At 44.3% G+C, this 20622-nt stretch carries 23 protein-coding genes and 1 riboswitch; of the genes, 11 read left to right on the top strand and 12 right to left on the bottom strand.

Features of this window, described 5'->3' with window-relative positions:
* Positions 1 to 25: 25 nt before the first annotated feature.
* Both zwf and pgl read left to right on the top strand, forming a co-directional pair.
* Positions 26 to 1558: a glucose-6-phosphate dehydrogenase gene (zwf, locus tag K7G75_RS11925; RefSeq protein WP_222984471.1), complete on the top strand. Its 1533-nt coding sequence runs from the start codon at positions 26 to 28 to the stop codon at positions 1556 to 1558.
* Between the two features lie 73 nt (positions 1559 to 1631).
* The gene (gene pgl, locus K7G75_RS11920; RefSeq protein WP_222984470.1) at positions 1632 to 2345 is read left to right on the top strand and encodes a 6-phosphogluconolactonase; all 714 of its coding nucleotides are present in this window, start codon (positions 1632 to 1634) and stop codon (positions 2343 to 2345) included.
* On the opposite strand, the gene K7G75_RS11915 is transcribed toward pgl, so the two are convergent.
* The 6 genes from K7G75_RS11915 to K7G75_RS11890 are packed head-to-tail and all read right to left on the bottom strand — an operon-like array spanning position 2342 to position 7526.
* Positions 2342 to 2887 (bottom strand): acyl-CoA thioesterase, encoded by a 546-nt coding sequence (locus tag K7G75_RS11915; protein ID WP_222984469.1) that lies wholly within the window; start codon positions 2885 to 2887, stop codon positions 2342 to 2344. The genes pgl and K7G75_RS11915 overlap by 4 nt on opposite strands.
* A gap of 1 nt (position 2888) precedes the next feature.
* The gene (locus K7G75_RS11910) at positions 2889 to 3254 is read right to left on the bottom strand and encodes a 6-phosphogluconate dehydrogenase (RefSeq protein ID WP_222984468.1); all 366 of its coding nucleotides are present in this window, start codon (positions 3252 to 3254) and stop codon (positions 2889 to 2891) included.
* A gap of 3 nt (positions 3255 to 3257) precedes the next feature.
* Positions 3258 to 4601 (bottom strand): DNA recombination protein RmuC, encoded by a 1344-nt coding sequence (locus tag K7G75_RS11905; RefSeq protein WP_222984467.1) that lies wholly within the window; start codon positions 4599 to 4601, stop codon positions 3258 to 3260.
* 60 nt (positions 4602 to 4661) lie between these two features.
* A complete protein-coding gene (locus K7G75_RS11900) occupies positions 4662 to 5441 on the bottom strand; it encodes an ABC transporter ATP-binding protein (protein ID WP_222984466.1) in 780 nt (259 codons plus the stop codon).
* Positions 5441 to 6472 carry an iron ABC transporter permease gene (locus tag K7G75_RS11895; protein WP_222984465.1) on the bottom strand — a complete coding sequence of 344 codons (1032 nt, stop codon included), beginning with the start codon at positions 6470 to 6472 and terminating at the stop codon, positions 5441 to 5443. Before K7G75_RS11895 ends, K7G75_RS11900 begins: the two co-directional genes overlap by 1 nt.
* A 1-nt stretch (position 6473) precedes the next feature.
* Positions 6474 to 7526, bottom strand: coding sequence for an ABC transporter substrate-binding protein (locus K7G75_RS11890; protein WP_313777833.1), 1053 nt, complete (start codon positions 7524 to 7526; stop codon positions 6474 to 6476).
* Positions 7527 to 7685: 159 nt separating this feature from the next.
* Positions 7686 to 7929: riboswitch (cobalamin riboswitch) on the top strand.
* Positions 7930 to 7998: 69 nt separating this feature from the next.
* Between K7G75_RS11890 and K7G75_RS11885 the strand changes: the two genes are divergently transcribed.
* A complete protein-coding gene (locus K7G75_RS11885; RefSeq protein WP_222984463.1) occupies positions 7999 to 9861 on the top strand; it encodes a TonB-dependent receptor plug domain-containing protein in 1863 nt (620 codons plus the stop codon).
* Between the two features lie 27 nt (positions 9862 to 9888).
* Here the strand turns inward: K7G75_RS11885 and K7G75_RS11880 are convergent, their stop codons facing one another.
* The gene (locus tag K7G75_RS11880; protein WP_222984462.1) at positions 9889 to 11331 is read right to left on the bottom strand and encodes a S41 family peptidase; all 1443 of its coding nucleotides are present in this window, start codon (positions 11329 to 11331) and stop codon (positions 9889 to 9891) included.
* 209 nt (positions 11332 to 11540) lie between these two features.
* On the opposite strand from K7G75_RS11880, the gene K7G75_RS11875 reads away from it, so the two are divergent.
* From K7G75_RS11875 to K7G75_RS11860, 4 genes are all read left to right on the top strand, one after another.
* Positions 11541 to 12050: an RNA polymerase sigma factor gene (locus K7G75_RS11875; RefSeq protein ID WP_222984461.1), complete on the top strand. Its 510-nt coding sequence runs from the start codon at positions 11541 to 11543 to the stop codon at positions 12048 to 12050.
* The gene (locus tag K7G75_RS11870) at positions 12037 to 12456 is read left to right on the top strand and encodes a hypothetical protein (protein WP_222984460.1); all 420 of its coding nucleotides are present in this window, start codon (positions 12037 to 12039) and stop codon (positions 12454 to 12456) included. The genes K7G75_RS11875 and K7G75_RS11870 overlap by 14 nt, the downstream gene beginning before the upstream one ends.
* An 11-nt stretch (positions 12457 to 12467) precedes the next feature.
* Positions 12468 to 13007 carry a DUF4252 domain-containing protein gene (locus tag K7G75_RS11865; RefSeq protein WP_222984459.1) on the top strand — a complete coding sequence of 180 codons (540 nt, stop codon included), beginning with the start codon at positions 12468 to 12470 and terminating at the stop codon, positions 13005 to 13007.
* Positions 13008 to 13101: 94 nt separating this feature from the next.
* Complete coding sequence (locus K7G75_RS11860; RefSeq protein WP_222984458.1) at positions 13102 to 13641, top strand: DUF4252 domain-containing protein; 540 nt, start codon at positions 13102 to 13104, stop codon at positions 13639 to 13641.
* A 206-nt stretch (positions 13642 to 13847) separates the two neighbouring features.
* Here K7G75_RS11860 and purB read toward each other — a convergent pair whose 3' ends face one another.
* Both purB and K7G75_RS11850 read right to left on the bottom strand, forming a co-directional pair.
* A complete protein-coding gene (gene purB, locus K7G75_RS11855) occupies positions 13848 to 15191 on the bottom strand; it encodes an adenylosuccinate lyase (RefSeq protein WP_222984457.1) in 1344 nt (447 codons plus the stop codon).
* Positions 15192 to 15238: 47 nt separating this feature from the next.
* Positions 15239 to 15811, bottom strand: a complete 573-nt coding sequence (locus K7G75_RS11850; protein WP_222984456.1) for a hypothetical protein — start codon at positions 15809 to 15811, stop codon at positions 15239 to 15241.
* A gap of 30 nt (positions 15812 to 15841) precedes the next feature.
* On the opposite strand from K7G75_RS11850, the gene K7G75_RS11845 reads away from it, so the two are divergent.
* Positions 15842 to 16315, top strand: coding sequence for a heme-binding domain-containing protein (locus K7G75_RS11845; protein ID WP_222984455.1), 474 nt, complete (start codon positions 15842 to 15844; stop codon positions 16313 to 16315).
* Here the strand turns inward: K7G75_RS11845 and K7G75_RS11840 are convergent.
* On the bottom strand, positions 16278 to 16976 hold the full coding sequence (locus tag K7G75_RS11840; protein ID WP_222984454.1) for an SIR2 family NAD-dependent protein deacylase: 699 nt from the start codon (positions 16974 to 16976) through the stop codon (positions 16278 to 16280). The genes K7G75_RS11845 and K7G75_RS11840 overlap by 38 nt on opposite strands.
* A 24-nt stretch (positions 16977 to 17000) precedes the next feature.
* Positions 17001 to 18503 carry a S10 family peptidase gene (locus tag K7G75_RS11835; protein ID WP_222984453.1) on the bottom strand — a complete coding sequence of 501 codons (1503 nt, stop codon included), beginning with the start codon at positions 18501 to 18503 and terminating at the stop codon, positions 17001 to 17003.
* A 178-nt stretch (positions 18504 to 18681) separates the two neighbouring features.
* On the opposite strand from K7G75_RS11835, the gene K7G75_RS11830 reads away from it, so the two are divergent.
* The 3 genes from K7G75_RS11830 to K7G75_RS11820 are packed head-to-tail and all read left to right on the top strand — an operon-like array spanning position 18682 to position 20288.
* Entirely contained in the window at positions 18682 to 19335 is a 654-nt protein-coding gene (locus K7G75_RS11830; RefSeq protein WP_222984452.1) for a TrmH family RNA methyltransferase, read from the top strand.
* Between the two features lie 39 nt (positions 19336 to 19374).
* Positions 19375 to 19902, top strand: coding sequence for an SRPBCC family protein (locus tag K7G75_RS11825; RefSeq protein ID WP_222984451.1), 528 nt, complete (start codon positions 19375 to 19377; stop codon positions 19900 to 19902).
* 5 nt (positions 19903 to 19907) lie between these two features.
* Complete coding sequence (locus K7G75_RS11820) at positions 19908 to 20288, top strand: VOC family protein (RefSeq protein ID WP_222984450.1); 381 nt, start codon at positions 19908 to 19910, stop codon at positions 20286 to 20288.
* Positions 20289 to 20365: 77 nt separating this feature from the next.
* On the opposite strand, the gene K7G75_RS11815 is transcribed toward K7G75_RS11820, so the two are convergent.
* Entirely contained in the window at positions 20366 to 20605 is a 240-nt protein-coding gene (locus K7G75_RS11815; protein WP_222984449.1) for a hypothetical protein, read from the bottom strand.
* Positions 20606 to 20622: the final 17 nt, after the last annotated feature.

Here is a 20622-nt window from a genome sequence, read left to right as displayed (position 1 = left end):
AACATCTTTTTAGCTTTGAAACTATATGAAAAAGACCGACAATCAAATACTGGTAATTTTTGGTGCTTCTGGCGATTTAACGGCAAGGAAATTGATTCCCGGCCTCTTCAATCTGTATTTGGCGGGGCAACTTCCGGAGAATTTTGTGGTTTTGGGGACCAGTCGCAGCGATTTAACCGATGAAGATTTTCGAAACCGAGTTGTACACCAGAGTCCTTATTTGAAAGAAAAACTGGGAACTCTTGAAAACGGAAGGGCCGAAAGTTTTGCCAATATGTTGTTTTACCAGGATTTGGGAGGTGATTACGATACCGATTATGGCAATCTTCGGAAAAGGGTTGAAACCCTGAAGGAGGAATACAACACCTCGGGCAATATAATATATTACCTATCCACACCCCCAAGACTATATGAAACCATTGCACACAATTTGGCCGATGCTGGCATGAGCACACAGAATAATGGATGGAAGCGATTAATAGTGGAAAAACCGTTCGGTTATAGCCTGGATAGCGCCAAAAAGCTGAACAAGGGATTGCACCAGTATTTCAATGAGCACCAGATATACCGAATAGATCATTATTTGGGAAAGGAAACCGTGCAAAACCTGTTGGTCACCCGATTTTCCAATAGCATTTTTGAACCTCTTTGGAACAGAAACTACATCAAACATGTGGAAATCACGAATGCAGAAAGTGTGGGTGTCGAAAAAAGGGGTGGCTATTATGATAAATCAGGAGCGCTCAGAGACATGTTCCAAAACCATTTATTGCAGATTGTTTCTTTGGTGGTGATGGAACCTCCCATTGGTGATGAACCCGAGGAAATACGGAATGAGAAAGTAAAGGCCTTGAAATCCTTGCAGGTTATGAGGGATGAAGAAACGCTGTATAAGCACACCATAAGGGCGCAATATGTAGCTTCGGAGGTGAATGGAAAAAAGGTAAAAGGCTATCGCGAGGAAGATGGGGTGGAGGCCAATTCCACTACCGAAACCTACGCTGCCATTAAGTTTTATGTAAACAATTGGCGTTGGCAGGGGGTTCCATTCTATGTGCGGACCGCAAAGCGGATGCCGACCAAGGTGACCGAAGTGGTGGTTCATTTTAAGTCGCCCCACCATCAGATTTTTAAGGATTCTGGAATGAACAACAAGGACAACAAGTTGATAATCCGAATACAGCCCGATGAAGGCATACTGATCAAGTTTGGGGTAAAGGTCCCTGGGCAGGGCTTCAAGGTGGAGCGTGCCAACTTGGATTTTTACTATTCCAGTTTGACTCAGACGTATGTTATGGAAGCCTATGAGCGCCTGTTGTTGGATGCCATGCAGGGAGATGCGACCTTATATGCCCGTGCTGATGAGGTAGAGGCAGCTTGGGAATTTGTCGACCCGATTCTCGATTATTGGAAAAATGGCAAGGATGTCCGTATGTATGGCTATGCGGCAGGGGTCTGGGGTCCGGAAAACGCAGATGACCTGATTGAAGGCAATGGATTTTGGCGCAATCCGGGAGAGAACTTGGCAGATGACCCGGGGTTCTGCGTTATTTGTTAGAACTTTTATCGTTAACGCATGTCGGTTCGAGCACTGTCGAGAATAAGGGCTTAGTTAAAAAAATTACAGTTTCATGGAAATAAACGTCTATAAGGATAAACAGGAAGTTGCCGAGCAGTTTTCGGCCTATTTTGCTGAAACGGCCAATGCAGATGGGGTCTTTCATGTCGCACTTTCCGGAGGGAGCACACCAAAAATTGTTTTTGATGTGTTGGCTGAAAACTTTTCTAATAAAATAGATTGGGGCAAGATTCATTTTTATTGGGGTGATGAGCGCTGTGTACCACCTACGGATGACCAAAGCAACTATAAAATGACGGTGGAGCACCTTTTTTCCAAAATTCAGGTGCCCAAGGAAAACATTCACAGAATTTTGGGAGAAAACGATCCGCATTCCGAGGCGATGCGTTATGCCAATTTATTGGAAATCAATTTGGATAGGGTAGAGGAAATTCCCCAATTCGATTTGGTTATCCTAGGCATGGGCGATGATGGCCATACCGCTTCAATTTTCCCCCATGAAATTGACCTTTGGGATGAAGCGGACCATTGTGTGGTGGCCAGGCATCCTGAATCCGGACAGAGACGGGTATCCATAAACGGCAAGGTGATCAATCAGGCGAAGGAGGTGGTCTTTTTGGTCACGGGGGCATCAAAAAAGGAGAAGGTGAAGTCGGTTATTGAACGAAAGAGTGGCTCTGAAAAATATCCAGCCACACTGGTCAATCCGAAATCGGGGAAACTCATTTGGTTTTTGGACAAGGATGCGGCCTCACAACTGGATTAGTCCAAGTCCAGTCTTACATTTTCTCCGTCCAGGAATTCAAGGTACTCTTCCACTTTAAAGTTTTGCGACTCGTATTTACTATCCCGCTGAAAAGCGGATTGTTTCCGCTCCTTGCTTCGGGCAAAGCGACGGATATCCTGCTTGGTTTTTAGTATCAGCCCTGGAATGGCCTTGTTCTTTCCATTCCTGTCCTTGGCGACCATGGTAAAATAAGAGGAGTTGCAATGCCTTACCTCGCCACTGGTAATGTTTTCCGATTCCACCCGAACGCCTACCACCATTGAGGTTTCCCCCGTATAGTTTATAGAGGCCTTGAGGGTGACCAATTCACCAACATCAATGGGGTTTAAAAAATCAACCCGATTCACCGATGCCGTTACGCAGTAACTTTGGGAGTGTTTGGAAGCACAGGCGAAGGCAATTTGATCCATCAAATTGAGAATGTGCCCACCGTGCACCTTTCCCCCAAAATTGGAGTGGGAGGGGAGCATGAGCTCGGTGATGGACACCCGGGATTCTTTGGAGGTCTTGAATTTTTCCATTTCAATTTCTAAAATGCGGGGATGCTTCCAGTTGTATCTCCGTGATAAAATATTTGGTGTCGCCCAACCAGAAAAAAGTGGCATAGCGCTCTTTGTAGGAAACTTTTATGTAGCGCCCCTGGTATTCCTTCATCTTTTGAATGATGTCCTCTTCCTTATCCTCCACAGAGAAGGAAAAAATATTGGTCCCCGAAATGCCTTGACTGATCTGGCCTTCCCATGTTTTCACCAAAACACCCTTTCTGCTAAACTTGATGAGTTCCCCAGACCGATAACCTTCGCTATAGGGCACATAGTAGATGAACGTAAAATAGGCCGCTATTCCCAGCAGGATTACCGAAATAGTGATGAACAAGATTTTCTTCATGGTTTATAGCTCAAGTTTGGGTTCTTCGTAATCATCTTCCTCGGCACGTTTCAGTATGGGTTCGGGGATGGATTTTTTCGCTTTGGCACCCATTTTTTTCAGTTTTTCGATGCTGTTGATAATATTGCCCCGTCCCTCGACCAGTTTGTTCATTGCACCTTTGTATTCCGTTTTGGCTTCATCCATTTTTTTGCCCACTCTGGTCAGGTCTACCACAAATCCCTCAAACTTATCATACAGTGCGCCCGCTTGTCTTGCGATTTCAATGGCATTTTTCTGTTGTTTTTCATTGCTCCACATGGTATCAATGGTGCGCAGTGTAGCCAAAAGGGTAGATGGCGTAACTATGACGATATTTTGCTCGAAAGCTTTGTTGTACAACGAATTATCTTCATTGATGGCAATGGCAAATGCAGGTTCAACTGGAACAAACATAAGTACAAAGTCAGGGCTCTCAATCTCATAAAGATCTTCATATTTTTTGGCGGAAAGTTGTTCCACATGCTTTCTTAAAGAGGAAATATGATCTTTTAGGAACTTGGGCCTGTCATCTTCTTCCGCATTCGTGTACCGCTCATAATCTGTTAGGGAAACCTTGGAATCCACAATCATCTTTTTGCCATTTGGAAGGTGGATTATGACGTCGGGCATCACTCGGCTGCCATCTTCGCGGGCAAAGCTTTGCTGCACGCTGTACTCCCTATCTTTTTCGAGTCCGGACTTTTCAAGGACACGCTCCAGGACCAATTCCCCCCAGTTTCCTTGTGTTTTGCTATCCCCTTTTAGAGCCTTGGTCAGGTTTTCGGCTTCTTGGGTAATCTTGATGTTCTGGTTTTGCAGATTGTGCAATTGCTCTTTTAGGGCGGAATGGATGCTGATGTTTTCCTTTTGGGATTTCTCCACCTTCTCTTCAAACTCCTTTATCTTTTTGTTGAGTGGGGTGAGTATGTTCTCAATATTCTCCTTGTTGCTCTTGGTAAACTTTTCGCTTTTCTCTTCCAGGATTTTGTTCGCAAGATTTTCAAACTCCTTTGTGAACTTTTCCTGAAGCTTTTCCACTTCTTCTTTCTGTTCCGTATTGACGCGTTGCAGGTTTTCCAGGTCTGCTTGATAGCGAACCAATTGGTTGCTCTGTTGTTGTTTTTCGGCTTGAAGCTGCTTTTTTTCCTCATCAACCAGCAACAACCTGTCGCTAAGGGATTTAAGGGAATTGTTCAATTGCTGTTCCCGTTCACCCCAAACACTCTCTTTGGATTTGGTCTTCAAGCGTTGAACATACATCCCTCCAAAAAGTCCAAGGGCCAAGGCCAAAACACCAATAATTATGTAGATCAGTTCCGTGCTCATGCAGTTTTTTCTTCGGATAAAGATAACGGATTCCTGTCGATGCGGAAATTGAAAATCTACTTACTTGTTCACTTTAAAAGTGCCTGTTTTGGTATCAAATTGTACCATATCTGAAGGAAATAACCGTTCAAAATGCCTTTGTTCTATCAAATCGCAGGGCTCACCAAAGGGATTATCCATGCCGTCCAAAATCAAAATTTTGTCACAAAGTTGAATGGCCAAGTCAATTTCATGGGATGTGAACACAATGGTTTTTTGATTTTGGTGCGCCAATTGTTGCAGCATCTTTAAAATTTGGGCCTTGTGGTACAGGTCAAGATGGGTGGTCGGTTCATCCAGGAGTATCAACGGGGTGTCTTGAGCCATGGCCCGTGCAATGAGTACTCTTTGCAGTTGGCCATCGCTCAGTTCGTGGCATTTGCTGCTTCGCAGATCATTTAGTAGAAAAGCGTCCAGACTATGTTGAACGTGTTCCTTGTCCTTTTGGGATAGACCGCCTATCCAGTTGGTGTAGGGCTGGCGGCCCAGGGCAATCAATTCCTGCACGGTTAGATTCTTGGAAGCAGGCTGCTCCGTGAGCACCACACTGAGTTCCTTTGCCAGTTGGGGCTGCGAATGGTCTTCCAGTTTTTTCTGTTTTAGCATGATGGTCCCTCCCAACTTGGGCTGAAACCTTCCCAAGGTCCGCAATAAGGTAGATTTTCCAATGCCATTAATGCCCACGATGCCACAAAGTATACCCCGTTCCAGGGAAAAATCGATACTTGTTGTGACCACTTTGGATTTGTATCCAATGGACAATTTTTCCACCGAGATGATATGTTCCTTGGATTCCGTCATCAAAATATCATTTTACGTTTTCGCACCAATAACCAAATAACCACGGGTGCCCCAACCAGTGAGGTAATCGCATTGATTGGCAGCACACTGGCCGAATTCGGAAGCTGGGCCAAGGTATCACATAATAGCATCAGAATGGCACCGTACAGGAAAACTGCTGGTATAAGTATACGATGTTCCATGGTATCAAATATTTGACGGGTTAGGTGGGGCACGGCCAATCCCACAAAAGCAATGGGTCCCGCAAATGCGGTTATGCCTCCTGCCAATAAACCTGTGGCTATTATGACCATTAAACGGGATTTTCGCAACGAAACGCCCAAACTTTGGGCGTAATGTTCCCCCAACAGATAGGCATTCAGGGATTTTATGGACAGGATGCTGAGCAAAACACCCAAAAATACGATTGCTGACAATAGCAGCACTTGTTGGTTGGAGAGATTTCCAACACTTCCAAAGGACCAAAAAATGAACCGTTGCAGGTTTTCTGCGCTGGAAAAATAAGCCAACACGCTAACAATTGCGGAGGTTATGCTACCGAACATCAATCCAATAATCAAAAGGGCCATGGTATCCTTGATACGTTGTGCAACCAGCATGACCACCAGCAACACCAAAAAACTTCCAATGCTTGCCGCTATCGCCAATGAGGCATCACCCAAAATTGTAAGCGAAGTGAACCCTGAGAAAAGGGAAATGCCCATAAGTAGCAATGCCGCTCCCAAACTTGCCCCAGAGCTAATGCCCAGCACAAATGGACCCGCCAAGGGGTTGCGGAACAGGGTTTGCATCAACAGACCACTTAGTGCTAGCCCGCCACCTACCAGAACGGAGGTAAATGCCTTGGGAATGCGAAAATTCCAGATTATATATTGCCAAGATTCTACTTCTATTTGACCGCCGAAAAGCAAGGATAGGGTTTTATCAAATGGAATGTTGACCGAACCAGAGCTTATATTCAACAACCAAGAAAGCATCAGTGCGATGAAAATCAACAAAAAGGAAAAACGGTATGATTTTGTTGAAACCATATTATTGGAGTGGCATAAAAAATTCGGGTTCGTGCTCCGGTAAAAGTCCAGGATGCAATATTGAAATCAAGTCCTTTAGCACCAAATCGGGGCGTTGGGGAGCCAATTCATAAAATAGCAGTCCGCCTTTTGCTCCTTTTTTAATGGCGTTGGAATATATTTTTCTTTGTGGGAAAGCTTCAAATTGTTTGTGGTGGGCATTGGCATTTTCCAAGTCTAAATATGTAATGTGCATGGATGGGTTGAGCCAAAAATCTGCATGTTGGCCTTTCTCCAAAACAGCTTCCAAACTAAGGCCAATGCTTCCTTTTTGTTCCGTATCGGCCCAAATGTAATTGGCATTGGCATCTTTTAAAAATTGTGCCATCCAACTCTTCCCTCCCGCAACATACCAGACGTCTTTGTACAATCCACCAGTGAGTACTGTTGGGCTTTCCTTGGCCTTTTGGGCCACTTGCTTGGCTTCCTGGTACGATTTTTCAATCTTGGAGAAGGTCTGGTCTGCCTCCGATTCTTTCTGAAAGAAGGGGGCAAAAAACTTGATCCACTCCGCTTTTCCCAACGGGGTCTGCTCCACCCAATCACCATTGTAAACCACGGGTATACCGGATTGTTTTATGGTTCCGTAGGCCTTGTTCGCATCGTTGATGCCAAAACCCATAACCATGTCGGGATTGAGTTCCAATACAATTTCGGTGTTGATGTTTTCATTGGTTCCCAATTCTTTGATAATACCTGCGTCCACCAGTTTCCGTGCTTCGGGAGAGGAAATAAAATCCATGCTTGGGAATCCCACTACGGTGTGCAATACCCCCAAAGCTTCCAAAGAGGGAATGTGGGTGGTGGAGGTGATGACGATTTTCTCCACTGGGGTGGGTACGATGGCATCATACACGTCTGCTGGCAAAGTTATAAACGGCAGTTTCTCTTTGGGCACCAGCGCATATTTGAACGTATTTTCCGCTCCCGGCCATGCTGAAGTGACCTCAATGACGGTATAGGAATCATTTTTTTGGATGGTAAACCCTTTGGCATAGGCAACCTCCTTCTTCACTGGTTGCTGTTCAACAATGGGCGGTTTCTTTTTTTCAACGCAACATACCAGACAAATGAGAAAGATTGCGCAGCATAAGGGTCGTGTAAGCGGAATTTTGGCCATAGCCCCAAATGTAAGATTTTTAACTTTTGTCGAAAAAGATTAAACAGAATGATTACTTTCGCCCTGAATTTTGGTTCACATGGATTTTTTTCATGGGATTAAAAGGGAATCCGGTGCAAATCCGGAACTGTTCCCGCAACTGTAAGTTTATGTCAAATATGCCTATCGTCAGACGGGTTTTTGGCACTTCATAAAAGGAGATGTTGTTTTCTACAATGACCACTGTTCTAATTGTTGAATGGGAAGGTCAAAACAACATAAAACAAGTCAGGAGACCTGCCAAATTCAAACAAACAAAGTTAAACTTTCGGGATAAAAGTTTACGTATGACAATCATACTATACTCCCGTTTATTCTCGTAAACGAAATGAACAGAAATTATTTACTCGTGTTATCCATCATCTTGATGGGTAGGTCGCTCTCTGCACAGGAACAACAAATTGATTCTGTGGCACCTCATCAATTACAGGAGGTCGTGGTAAGCGATTCCAAATTTGAACTGAAACGTGAAAATTCCGGCAAAACAGTCATCAAGATCACTAAGGAAGAGCTGGAACAAAACCAAGGAAGGACCCTGGCGGAGATCATCAATACCAAAAGTGGCATCGAGATCGCCGGTAGCCGCGGCAGGGATGGTGATGTCTTGGGGGTTTTTGCCAGGGGTGGACGCGGAAGGCAGGCCTTGGTCATTATTGATGGGGTGCGGGTTTCGGACCCATCCACTTTTTCGCAGGAATACGATCTACGGTTGATTTCCCCAGTCACTCTGGAATCCATTGAAATAATCAAAGGAGCTGCCAGCACGCTCTACGGTACCAACGCCGCCACGGCCGTAATCAACATCACTACCAAGAAAAGCTCCAAAAAAAGTATTTCCGCCAACTTTCAATCAAGTGTGGGCACCAACCAGACAGCTGGTGAGCAAACGTATAATATGGGGACTTTCACCAATGCCGTTTCCGCAAGCGGGACGTTGGAACGCTTCAGTTATGCTGTTGACTTCTCCAATCGGTATAAAAGTGGGCTTTCGGCAGCTGTGACCCCGGAGAACGAAGAAGACATTTTTTCACAATACAGTACCAACGTGAGGCTGGGATATCAGTTTTCCAAAGATTTTGAGGTTTCCATTTATGGAAACCAGACCAAGTTCCGCAACGAATATGATGCTTCTTTTGCTGAAGCGGCCAATCTTTCCAAAAGTGATCAAAAAAGGGCGGGATTGGCATCATCCTTTACCTATGGCAAAGGTTCTATTCATTTGAATACGGCTTTTACCGAGTATGGGACCGATACCATGGACACATTTGGTGAAAGGAATTTTGAGGGCAATAATTGGGTACTGGATTTATACAATAAGTACGTTCTTGACAAAAAATGGCACACAATACTTGGGGTAAACTATATTAACGATGAAGCCGTGTTTTCCGAAGAGGCCGAGTTTACGATTGTAGACCCGTACGCGAATATGGTTTATGTATCGGATTTTGGGTTGAACCTGAATGTCGGTGGCCGGTTGAACCATCATTCTGAATATGGAAACCACGTTGTGTACAACTTGAATCCTTCCTTCACTTTTTCGACAAACAAAGGCTATTTGAAACTGCTGGGTTCCTATGCTACATCCTACATTACACCGAATCTCACCCAACTGTTCGGCGATTTTGGTGCCAACCCGGATTTGGAGCCAGAGGAAAACAGGACTTTGGAAGGCGGTATCGAGTTTATGGCCAGTGGAGAATTTAGAGTTAGTGCCGTTTATTTTGACCGAAATGAAAAGAACACTATCGGATTTGACCAAAACTTCATGAGCATTAATGTTTCGGATGAAATCAACGCGAATGGTCTGGAATTGGAAGCTTCATGGAGACCGTCAAATAAATGGAGCATAGACGCCAATTATACATTTACCGAAAGAAAGGGGGACAATGCTATCCGTATTCCAAAGTACAAAGCCAATTTATCCGCTACCCATCAAATCTGCGATAATACAGATTTGGTTTTGACTTACACCTATACCGGCCAACGGTTGGATACCGACTTTAGCAGTTTTACCGATGTTACTTTAGATTCCTTTTCCTTGGTGAATCTGTATTTGGGACATCAGTTGATTTCCAATAGGTTGCGGATATTCATCAATGCCGAGAATCTATTGAATGAGGACTATACGGAAATACTCGGTTTTACCACCCGGGGGAGAAATTTTAGGCTTGGGATGAGTCTCGATTTCTAAAGAAAAGCGGCCTGGGCCGCTTTTCTTTTATTTGAAACTGATATTTAAGGGTTTATCCAGATACATATTGTCTTTTACGGCCGTGTGCACCCTCGATGTTGTAAGTGGTCTGGCCGGCATTTGGACTATAAAATCCTTTTTACTTGACAATCCAGTGATTTCTTGGATGGCCCTGGCCAGAAGGGGTTCATTGGGGTCACCAAGCACACCAAGATTGGCCAGATCTTCTTCCAATACGATATCTGGGGCAAGCCCATCGGTGTAATCAAAAAAGCCATCTGCATTTTCATTCCGGCCCACTAGGGGTTGCAGTCCCCAGTTGTTTTCAGAATTTATTTGATTCTCTCTCGAACTATTATATACGTATGAGCCTTCAGGATCATCAACCAAAGTAATGGAAAACTCATTTTTACCACGGGTGGTCTCGCCAATGTGGATCACATCCACATAGGGTGCCAGACCGTTCATGACCAATTCACTAGCTGATGCCGAGCTTCCTGTGGCCAAAACATATACTTTGCTAAGATTCATGGAGTTTATGGGGCTTGAACCCGTACTGTTGGCAAAATAGTCCTCCAACTGTTCTGCGCTCAATTGTTCTTGAATTTTGTCATTCCAACGTTGCCGGATGTACAAATTGTTGGTATTGGTGCCGTGGATCATGCTTGCCAATAGGCGTGATGTATTTACGGAGCCTCCGGGGTTGTAACGCATATCCAACACCAATTCCGTAGCACCATCTGTAATAAACTGCCCAAAAGCGTCATTGAGCTGTTCGTTGAAGTTGCTCAAAAACCGATTGTACATCAAATAGGCAATTTTTGTCCCATTTATATCCAAAGTGGTGGCCACTAAAATAGGGTCCTCCACTTGGTTTTCAATTTTCGTGAGTGTCACTTCCTTAGTGGAATCTGTGATGGTAGTTCCATCAATGTCGGCCATGCCCAGGGTGTAGGTGTCGTTATCGCCGAACAAAAGGCCCACATAGTTGTCAATGTTCAGTTGTTGTCCATCCACCCGGGTAAAGAGTTCCCCTCGGGCAATGTCCTTCGTTGAGGCATCTGAATTGGGGACGATGTACTGCACGTAACCAAAGAGATCATCGCTACCTGAAAAACGACGTAGTCCAAACTCCAATCCATTGCTTTTGGAAACCCCGGATAGATTGTTCACCAATTCTTTGTAATCCTCATTAAGAAAACTGAAACGGTCATCATTGAAGAGCAGCACGTCAAAATAAAAATCTTCTGGATTGGGAGTTTCCTCCAGAAAATCGATCAATTGTTCATCCGATGTAAAACGGGTATCGGCCAAGTTTGGAACTTCGCCTTGCCAGAAATACCATAGGTTCATTGCCCGCCACATAAAGTTCTGTACAACAATGTCCGTGGAGACAGGTGTATCATCATCATTATTGCATGCCGACATCAACAATGACAGCCCCAGGAACAGAAGGATAATTTTTTTCATAGCTATGTTTTAACTGGACTCCTCAATTTTCATTCCATTTAGAAAATGAGGTTGGTAAGTAAGGCGGTAAATTTTCTAAATTCTTACAATTTTGCTGTACAAAATAGCTACATTCAAGGAGAATACAAATTTTTTGTAACAAAAATCGATATCTGTCGTCGAGATAGTGTAGGTCAAAAATTAGGGACCAAAAACAACTGAGACAACCAATGAAACAAGCTGAATTCTTAAATGTGGTAATGCCTTTCAAGGATAAGCTGTACCGACTCGCTAAGCGCTTGTTGGTATCCAAGGAGGAAGCGGAAGATGCCACGCAGGAGATTTTGCTGAAACTATGGTCCAAAAATGAGTCGATGGGCGAGTACAAAAATGTGGAGGCCTTTGCGATGACGATGACCAAGAACTTTTGTTTGGACCGATTGAAATCCAAACAAGCGGGCAACCTAAAATTGGTACACAGCAATTATACCGATGAAAGTGTGTCCTTGCAAAGACAACTTGAGGCCGAAGATAGTTTAAGCTGGATGGAACGGATCATGGAAGATCTGCCAGAGCAACAAAAAATGGTCCTGCAATTACGGGACGTGGAACAGTACGAATTTGAAGAAATATGCGAACTATTGGACATGAAGGCCACTGCGGTGCGTGTAACCTTGTCCAGGGCAAGAAAAGCAGTTAGGGAAGAACTTATTAAAAAACATAGCTATGGAATTGGATAACATAGAAAAATTACTGGAGAAGTATTTTGAGGCCAGCACAACGGTGGCCGAGGAAAAAGAACTGAAGGCGTATTTTTCGCAAGAGGGCGTTGCGGCGCATCTTGAGCAGTACAGACCCATGTTCAACTATTTTTCCAGTGCCAGGGAAGAGCGGTACACCAAGCAGGTTCCATTAAAACCTAGAAGAAACTATTACAAGTGGATTTCCGTTGCAGCGGTGGCAGTTTTAACCTTTGGCATCTATTTTGGTAATGAGTACCAAGAAAGGAAAAAGGCAGAGTATGCCTATCAGGAGACAAAAAAGGCTTTTGAGCTCTTGGCGGAGAATTTTGGAAGGGGCACGGAAAAGGTGGCCTATTTGCAAGAGTTTGAAGTCGCAAAAAAGAAAATTTACAACAACAATTAAAATCAAAAAAAATGAAAAAACATATTTTAATCTTATTAATAGCCGTACTGCCCCTGTCAGCGTTTTCACAATCGTTGTTTGACAAGTACGAAGACTATGACGAAGTCACCTCCGTGGTCGTCAACAAAAGCATGTTCAATCTGTTGGCAAAGATTGACGTGGAGGTAGATGACCCAGAAGCACAGGACTTCATGGATATTGCCAGCAGCCTTAAAAGCTTGAAGGTATTTACCACGGATAGCGAGAAAATTGGGTCGGACATGAAATCTTCGGTGGACAGTTACCTAAAGTCCGCAAAGATGGAAGAACTCATGCGTGTGAAGGACAAGGATGCCAATGTGAAGTTCTATATTAAACAAGGCAAGGATGAGGACCATGTGAGCGAACTGTTGATGTTCGTTACCGGGTTGAAGGAAATGGAAGCCGATGGCAGAAAATTTGAGACGGTGTTACTTTCCTTGACAGGTGATATCGACTTGAACAAGATCAACTCACTTACCAAGAAGATGAACCTTCCCGAGGAATTGAACAAAGCGGGCAAAAAACAATGATCATAAAACAGTTTCGGTTGGCAGAATCTTCATAATCTGTCAACTGAAACTGGTTATCGGATAACCAGAAAGGAAATCAATCAAAAAAAGACAGATGAAACATATTTTAAAAACCATCATGGCATTGGGGGTCCTCCTGTTGACCGCTTGCTCGTCACAACAGAGTTTGCAGGAGTATTATGTGGACAATTCGGAGAACCCAAATTTCATTTCCATAGATGTTCCGGCAAGTATCCTAAAAATGGATGTGGTGGATTTGACACCCGTACAGAAGGAAGCGGTGGAATCGCTAAGGAAGTTCAATCTTTTGGCCTTTAAGAAAAATTCGGACAATGACGCCGAATATCAGCTGGAAAAAAAGAAAGTGAAGGAAATCTTGAAGAATGACGAATTTGTTGAACTAATGAAAATTAATTCCCAGTATGGAAAAGGGGTCATTAAATACCTCGGTGATGAGGATGCCATCGATGAGGTCATCATTTTTGGGGATAGCAAGGAAAAAGGGTTTGCCTTGATCCGCGTTTTGGGCAAGGACATGAACCCAGCGCATATTGTGCAGCTAATGCAAGCCATTCAAAAGTCCGACTATCGGGGGGAAGGCCTTGGGGAAATAGGCGCCTTCTTGAAAGGATGATTATCAATCAATGAACGATGTTAAGGGCAGCGAAAGCTGCCTTTTTTTTGTTTGATGTTCTCCGCTGCCTGCCCGATTGGCTTAAGCGAACGCTGGAACTATTGCATGAGATGTCATTTCGAAGGAGTAAACGACTGCCAATTCCCAACAGCGGATTTCTCAATCAATGCTTCGTATTTCATTTCGAAATGACAGAGGCTACAAGCTTACACCCCTGTATAATTCGCCGGGGTGATTTTTTTTAACTCCTCTTTAATGGCATTGGAAACCTCCAAAGTTTCAATAAAGTTAGCAATGGACCCTTGGGTGATTTTTTCATTGGTTCGGGTCAAACCCTTTAAAGCTTCATATGGGTTGGGATAGCCTTCACGCCTTAAAATGGTCTGGATGGCCTCTGCCACTACGGCCCAGTTGTCCTCCAGATCCTGCTCAAATTTGTCCTGGTTCAGCACGAGTTTGTTCAATCCCTTTAGGGTTGATTGAAATCCAACCAAAGTGTGGGCAAAGGGTACGCCTACATTCCTCAACACTGTACTGTCGGTAAGGTCTCGTTGCAGTCTTGAAATGGGAAGTTTTGCCGACAGATGCTCAAATAGGGCATTGGCCAGCCCTAGATTTCCTTCGGAATTCTCAAAATCGATAGGATTTACCTTATGGGGCATGGCCGAAGAGCCAACTTCCCCTTTCTTGATCTTCTGTTTGAAATAATCCATGGAAATATAGGTCCAGATGTCCCTGTCCAGGTCAATTAGGATGGTATTGATGCGCTTTAGGCAGTCAAAAAGGGCTGCCATGTGGTCGTAATGCTCAATCTGTGTGGTCGGGAACGAATGGTAAAGCCCCAGTTTTTCCTGCACGAACTGCCTTCCAAAAGACCTCCAGTCAATAGCTGGGTAGGCCACTTTGTGGGCATTGTAATTCCCCGTGGCACCGCCAAATTTGGATGCGCTGGGAATATCGTTCAATAAATTGAACTGCTCTTTCAAGCGTTCCACAAACACCTCTATTTCCTTGCCCAAACGGGTCGGGGAAGCGGGTTGGCCGTGGGTCCTTGCCAACATTGGTATATTTTCCCACTCCTTGGCGAGTGTCTTCAATTTATCAAAGACCTCAAAATAGGAAGGTACATAAACATCGTTCATCGCTTCCCGAATGGAAAGCGGGATGGCCGTGTTGTTGATGTCCTGGGATGTTAGTCCAAAATGGATGAACTCCTTATGGTTTTCCAGTCCAAGGGCATCAAATTGCCGCTTGATGAAATATTCAACGGCCTTGACGTCATGGTTGGTTGTTTTTTCAATCTCCTTGATGGCCCATGCATCTTCCGAAGAAAAATCAAGATAGATTTTCTGGAGCTCCGCAAATTTGGAGGTATCAAATTCGGCCAATTGGGGCAGGGGTATTTCGCAAAGGGCAATAAAATATTCAATCTCGACCTGAACGCGATACTTGATCAACGCCTCCTCGGAAAAATAGTTCTTTAGGGCTTCTGTTTTGTTTCTATACCTTCCATCTATGGGGGAGATGGCATTGAGTTGGGTCAAGGACATTACATCACATATTTTGAAAGCTCCAAAGATACTCAAACTCCAAGAGTTTAGTGGCCTAATCCCCTAAGCATGTCCAAGGTTTTTTTTGCCCGGTTTTTGTATCCTGCCGTTCCGGTAGCGGTGGTATTTTCCAAAACGAGCTTCAGTTCGGGGTGCACCCAATCAAATTTCATCCCCAAATAAAAGAGACTGGTCATGGCGAACACTTTGGGGGCAATGTTCAGTGGGCCGATGAGCCAATCGAAACAAGCGGTCATGATTTTCTCCAAATGCGAATCGGTGATGTTATTACGGAAAAAGGAATCCTTTTTTTTGAAATAGGCCATAGTGACCATCTCGCACACATGGGCCATGGACCTAATGCATGAGTCCGAGCGCAGTTTTGACAGGCCTTCCGTAAAATCATCCATTATTGGAATCAGATAGACCAATTTTTTGCGCATAAGGTTGTCAAAGGTCCAACTGGCGTTGAAAGTGCCTTCCCTATCCTCAAGCAGCACTTGCTGAAGCAGCGCGTTTGCCAGTGACGGATGTTGCTCCAAATCCATAACCAAACCGGACACTTGGGCCTTGGAAAGCCTTCCAGAATTTAATAGGGTATGTAGTTGCGCTTCAGTCAAAAAAATCTATTTTTACAAAAATACCGGACAATGAAAATAGCGAAAAAAATAGCAATCGTTTTGTTGGTGATCCTTATTGGCATGCAGTTTTATCGGCCTGATAAAAATATGGCCACAGGGGATTATGTATCAGCCTTTGAGACGGAAACCCAACCGGGTCCGGAAGTACAAAAGGTTTTGGAAACCACCTGCTATGATTGCCATAGCGACAACACTGTTTATCCGTGGTACAATAATATAGCACCCATTTCCTATTGGATCGATGGCCATATCGAAGAAGGCAAGGAACATCTGGATTTTTCCGATTGGGCAAACTATTCGGCAAAAAAGAAAGACCATAAACTGGAAGAGCTCGTTGAGGAAATAGAGGAAGGGGAAATGCCACTAAAGGAATATACCTGGACACACCAAGATGCCCGATTGAGCGAGGATCAGCGTAAAGCGCTCATGGATTGGGCAACAAAAACTAGAGCGCTGTACCAAATAGCCGATCAACAAGAGTAGGGACACCTTCCACCGCCGTTTTGGGAATTACCGTGAGATTACGAAAATCCGAAGAGCGGATATTGGGCCTTGGATCCACAAAATAAATGGGAGCCTCTGTTGGCGCATAATGGATCAATCCAGCGGCCGGGTACACTTGCATGGAAGTACCAATGATCATCAATACATCGGCTTGTTGGGTTATTTCGGCCGCAACATCCATCATCGGTACCATTTCACCGAACCAGACAATATGCGGTCGTAGCTGATGGCCATTTTTATCCACATGTCCCAAAACCAGATCTTCCTTCCATTCCAGAACGTAATTTTCATCCATCGTGCTGCGCACTTTGAACAATTCGCCATGCAAATGGACCACATGGGAGCTTCCAGCCTGCTCGTGCAGGTTATCCACATTTTGGGTCACTATACTAACGTCGAAGTGCGACTCTAGATCTACAAGGGCCAAGTGGCCAGCATTCGGTGAAACTTCCAATAGTTGCCTTCTGCGTTGGTTGTAAAATTCGAGCACCAATTCCGGGTTTTGCGCAAAGCCCTGGGGCGAGGCCACTTGCATCACATCGTGCCCTTCCCAAAGTCCATTGGCATCCCGAAAGGTTTTTAGGCCGCTTTCGGCACTCATGCCGGCACCGGTAAGGACTACGATTTTCTTTTTAGACATTTTTAAAAGGTTTTACAATCTTTATTAGTTCGACAAAAACGCCCGAACATCATTGGCCAGTTTGATTAGATCGGGTTCGTGGGTGTACATCATGTGACCAGCTTCGTAATAGAACATCTGTATTTTTTCCCGTTCGATACCGTTTCGGGAAAAGGTATACTCTGCATCAAAAAAAGGACAGATTAAATCGTAATAGCCGTTGGCCACCATTACCTTCATGGCTGTGTTTCTTCGCATGGTCTCGCCCAATTTTTGGGACACATTCACATAGGAGGGTTCCCATCCTTTCCCTTCGGGAACAGGTTTCCAATTCCATTTCTCATAAATATCATCGTTACCGGTCAAGTAGGGCCAGTCCATTTTCACATTCAACATCGAGGCAAGATAATGGTTAAGTGCGGCGGTATAGGCCGAACTTATCTGATAACTGGATGGATCTCCCAGATGCGGGCCATCCGATAGTTTGTCAACTTCATTGCCCATAAAGCGTCCATCCAAGCGTCCCACAGCCAGGCCTTTATCGGCTAGGAGCTGCTTTTGGAAACGGGGAATCAAAACCCTTAGGTTTGATTTTAGGATATACTCTTTGTCCACACCCATGAAATAACCAAGTTGCTCGGCAATCTTGTTTTTTTCAATCTCGGTCAATAGTGAACCCTTGTAGAGTGCCGGGGCATAAGTATTATAGGTGAAATTTCTGCTTTCCTCCACAAAGGCTTCCAAGGTTTTGCCTTGTCCCGCTTTTTTGTGGTACCAAGCCGTCGCGGCCATACTGGGCAAATAGGTAAGATAGGAGGTTATATTGTTGTGTTCCGAGGTAGATCCTGCATAATCCAGCGCCTGTGAAATTAGGATCAAGCCGTTAAGGGCCATATCTTGGCCATCACCTTCCAGGGCATGGGCCACCCCAACAGCCCTTGTGGTGCCAAAACTTTCACCAATAATGTATTTCGGGGAAAGCCACCGGTTGTTATCGGTTATCCATTGTCGAATAAACTGAGCTACGGAATTGGCATCTTCGGTAAGCCCCCAAAAATCCTCCACCTTGCCCTTTCCAATTACTTTACTGTAACCCGTTCCCACAGGGTCGATAAAAACCAGATCTGTTAGGTCAAGGATTCCGTTGGTGTTGGTGACCAGGGTGTAGGGGGCGGCACCGTCATCTACCGTAGCATCAGAGTCTACCTTTACCAGTTTTGGACCGAACATGCCCATATGCAACCATACGGAAGCCGACCCAGGACCACCATTGAATACAAAAGCCACCGGACGTTTTGTGGTGTCTGTAATTCCTGTTTGCAGATAGGCCACCGACCAGATTGAAGCCGTAGGCTCACCCGATTTGTTCTTGAGATAGGTCTCCGAGGCAAGCGTTTGGTACTTTATTAATTTACCACCATTGGTAATCTGGTGATTGGTTACAAAGGACTTTGGTTCGGGTACCAAAAACGAATCCTTTTCCTTTTTCTGTGCGGAAACAGTAAGCAAAAGCGATAGGCAAACGAGGAGAATGCAGTTTTTTTTCATGGTCTTTGGTTTGTACTAATAAATATAGGAAAAGGATGGTGGATTGTATTGAGGTTTTACCAATGACTGAAAAATAGCTAGGTACTTTCAGCATTCATGCCCGCTCTGCTAAGTACGACTATCTTTTTTCTTAAGTAATGCCAAAATAGAGAATTTAAGTTTTTGGTATCTTGTTTCAATGTTTAACCACGATTTACTGGCCTATTTGGAAGGATATCTTACCGAAGAGCGCAAACAGCGTTTTTTGGAGGTGCTGCAATACCGTACCAAATTCCTTACCGTTGCCATTGAGGACGTGTTCCAGATGCACAACACCAGTGCCATTGTCCGAAGTTGCGATGCCTTCGGCATTCAGGAAGTGCATGTGGTAGAGGACCGTTTTGGGAAGCGGCTGGATAAAAACATTGCCGTTGGTGCCGAACAATGGGTGGATGTGCACCGTTATCGCTCGGTTTCCGATTGTATGACCAGGTTACGGGAGAAAGGATATCAAATTGTCGCCACTGTTCCCCAGGGTGATGCCATACCCTTGCCCGATTTTTATCCCATCGCCAAAACAGCCGTGTTCTTCGGCACGGAAAAGGAAGGGTTGAGTGCGGAAGTTATGCAAAATGCGGATGGTTTTCTCAAAATTCCCATGGTCGGCTTTTCTGAAAGCCTAAACGTTTCGGTTTCCGCGGCCATCATCATACAAGCATTGGCCCAAAAAGTCAGGAATTCGGATGTGCACTGGCAATTGTCTGATAGTGAACTGCTTGAGAAAAGATTGCATTGGACCAAAAAATCGATAAAAAATGTGGAAGGAATACTGCGCAGGTACTTAAATAATTGAAGTTTTTTGTACATTTAAACATAACCAATTTAAAAACAAATGATTACACTACTTTATATCTTGGCTGGCATTGTATTGCTCGTCCTAATCTTGGGAATGATAGCCCCGAAGACCTACAATGTTTCAAGATCCATTGAAATTTCCAGACCCAAAAGCGACGTTTTTGATAATCTTAGGTTTCTAAAGAATCAAGATGCCTGGTCGCCTTGGAACAAAAAAGATCCCAACATGGAAAAAAAATTTACTGGAACAGATGGCCAAGTGGGTGCCACCAGCTATTGGAACGGCAACAAGGATGTTGGGGAGGGAGAACAGGAACTCACCAAGATTGTGGATGGGGAACGCATTGAATCCGAGCTTCGTTTTCTTAAGCCCTGGAAGTCCACCTCTGATGCCTATTTGACCACGGAAGAAATCGACGCCAGTACCACAAGGGTCACCTGGGGTTTTTCAGGCAAGAACAAATTTCCCATGAGCATTATGATGTTGTTCATGAATATGGACAAGATGGTGGGCAAGGATTTTGAAGAAGGACTATCCAGCTTAAAACAGACCTTGGAAAAATAAACGCTATGGAAGAAAACATGGTGGGTTGGTTCGAAATCCCTGTGAAGGATATGGATAGGGCCAAGACGTTTTACGAGACCGTTTTTGCAATAAACATACAAGTCCAGGACTTTAATGGCACCTTAATGGGTTGGTTTCCATGGGCAGAGGGTAAGTCTGGTGCCGCAGGCTCACTTATTTACCAACCTGATTGGTACAGGCCTAGCAATGTGGATGGCGTGGTCATCTATTTTTCCTGCAGTGATGTTCAAAATCAGCTGGATCGCATTGAAACCGCTGGTGGAAGAATTCTAAAACCAAAGACACAGATTAGTCCGGATATTGGGTATATGGGACTGTTTCTGGATTCTGAGGGGAATAGGATTGCGCTGCATTCGAGGGATTGAATTTTTACTATGACCTTCCTATTAAGGAACATATTCCAATAAAATTCAAAAGAGAAGAACAAAAGTATTACAGTCATTCAGCTCTTTGGAAATTGAAGGCTTCGTGGTGGCAACTTGGTAAACTTTTGGATGGCGGTGGTGATTTTTGGGATATTGGCTACTTTGGGCAGTTGATTCTTTAAGTATTCTGTAAGCTTAGGATATTTTTGTGTGTATTCCCCAGCTTTGTGTTTGGGGTATTTTATATAAGGCATCACCGATAAAAGCGCACCAGCCATGGCCTCGTCCACCATATTCTTTGCCTTGCTCTTTGTCAAAATAGAACAGAATTTTC

It is taken from the genome of Flagellimonas meishanensis (assembly GCF_019880545.1).
GTDB classification, from domain to species: domain Bacteria; phylum Bacteroidota; class Bacteroidia; order Flavobacteriales; family Flavobacteriaceae; genus Flagellimonas; species Flagellimonas meishanensis.
Note: the sequence above shows the minus strand (reverse complement) of the source record. Positions and strands in the feature narration are given on the sequence as shown.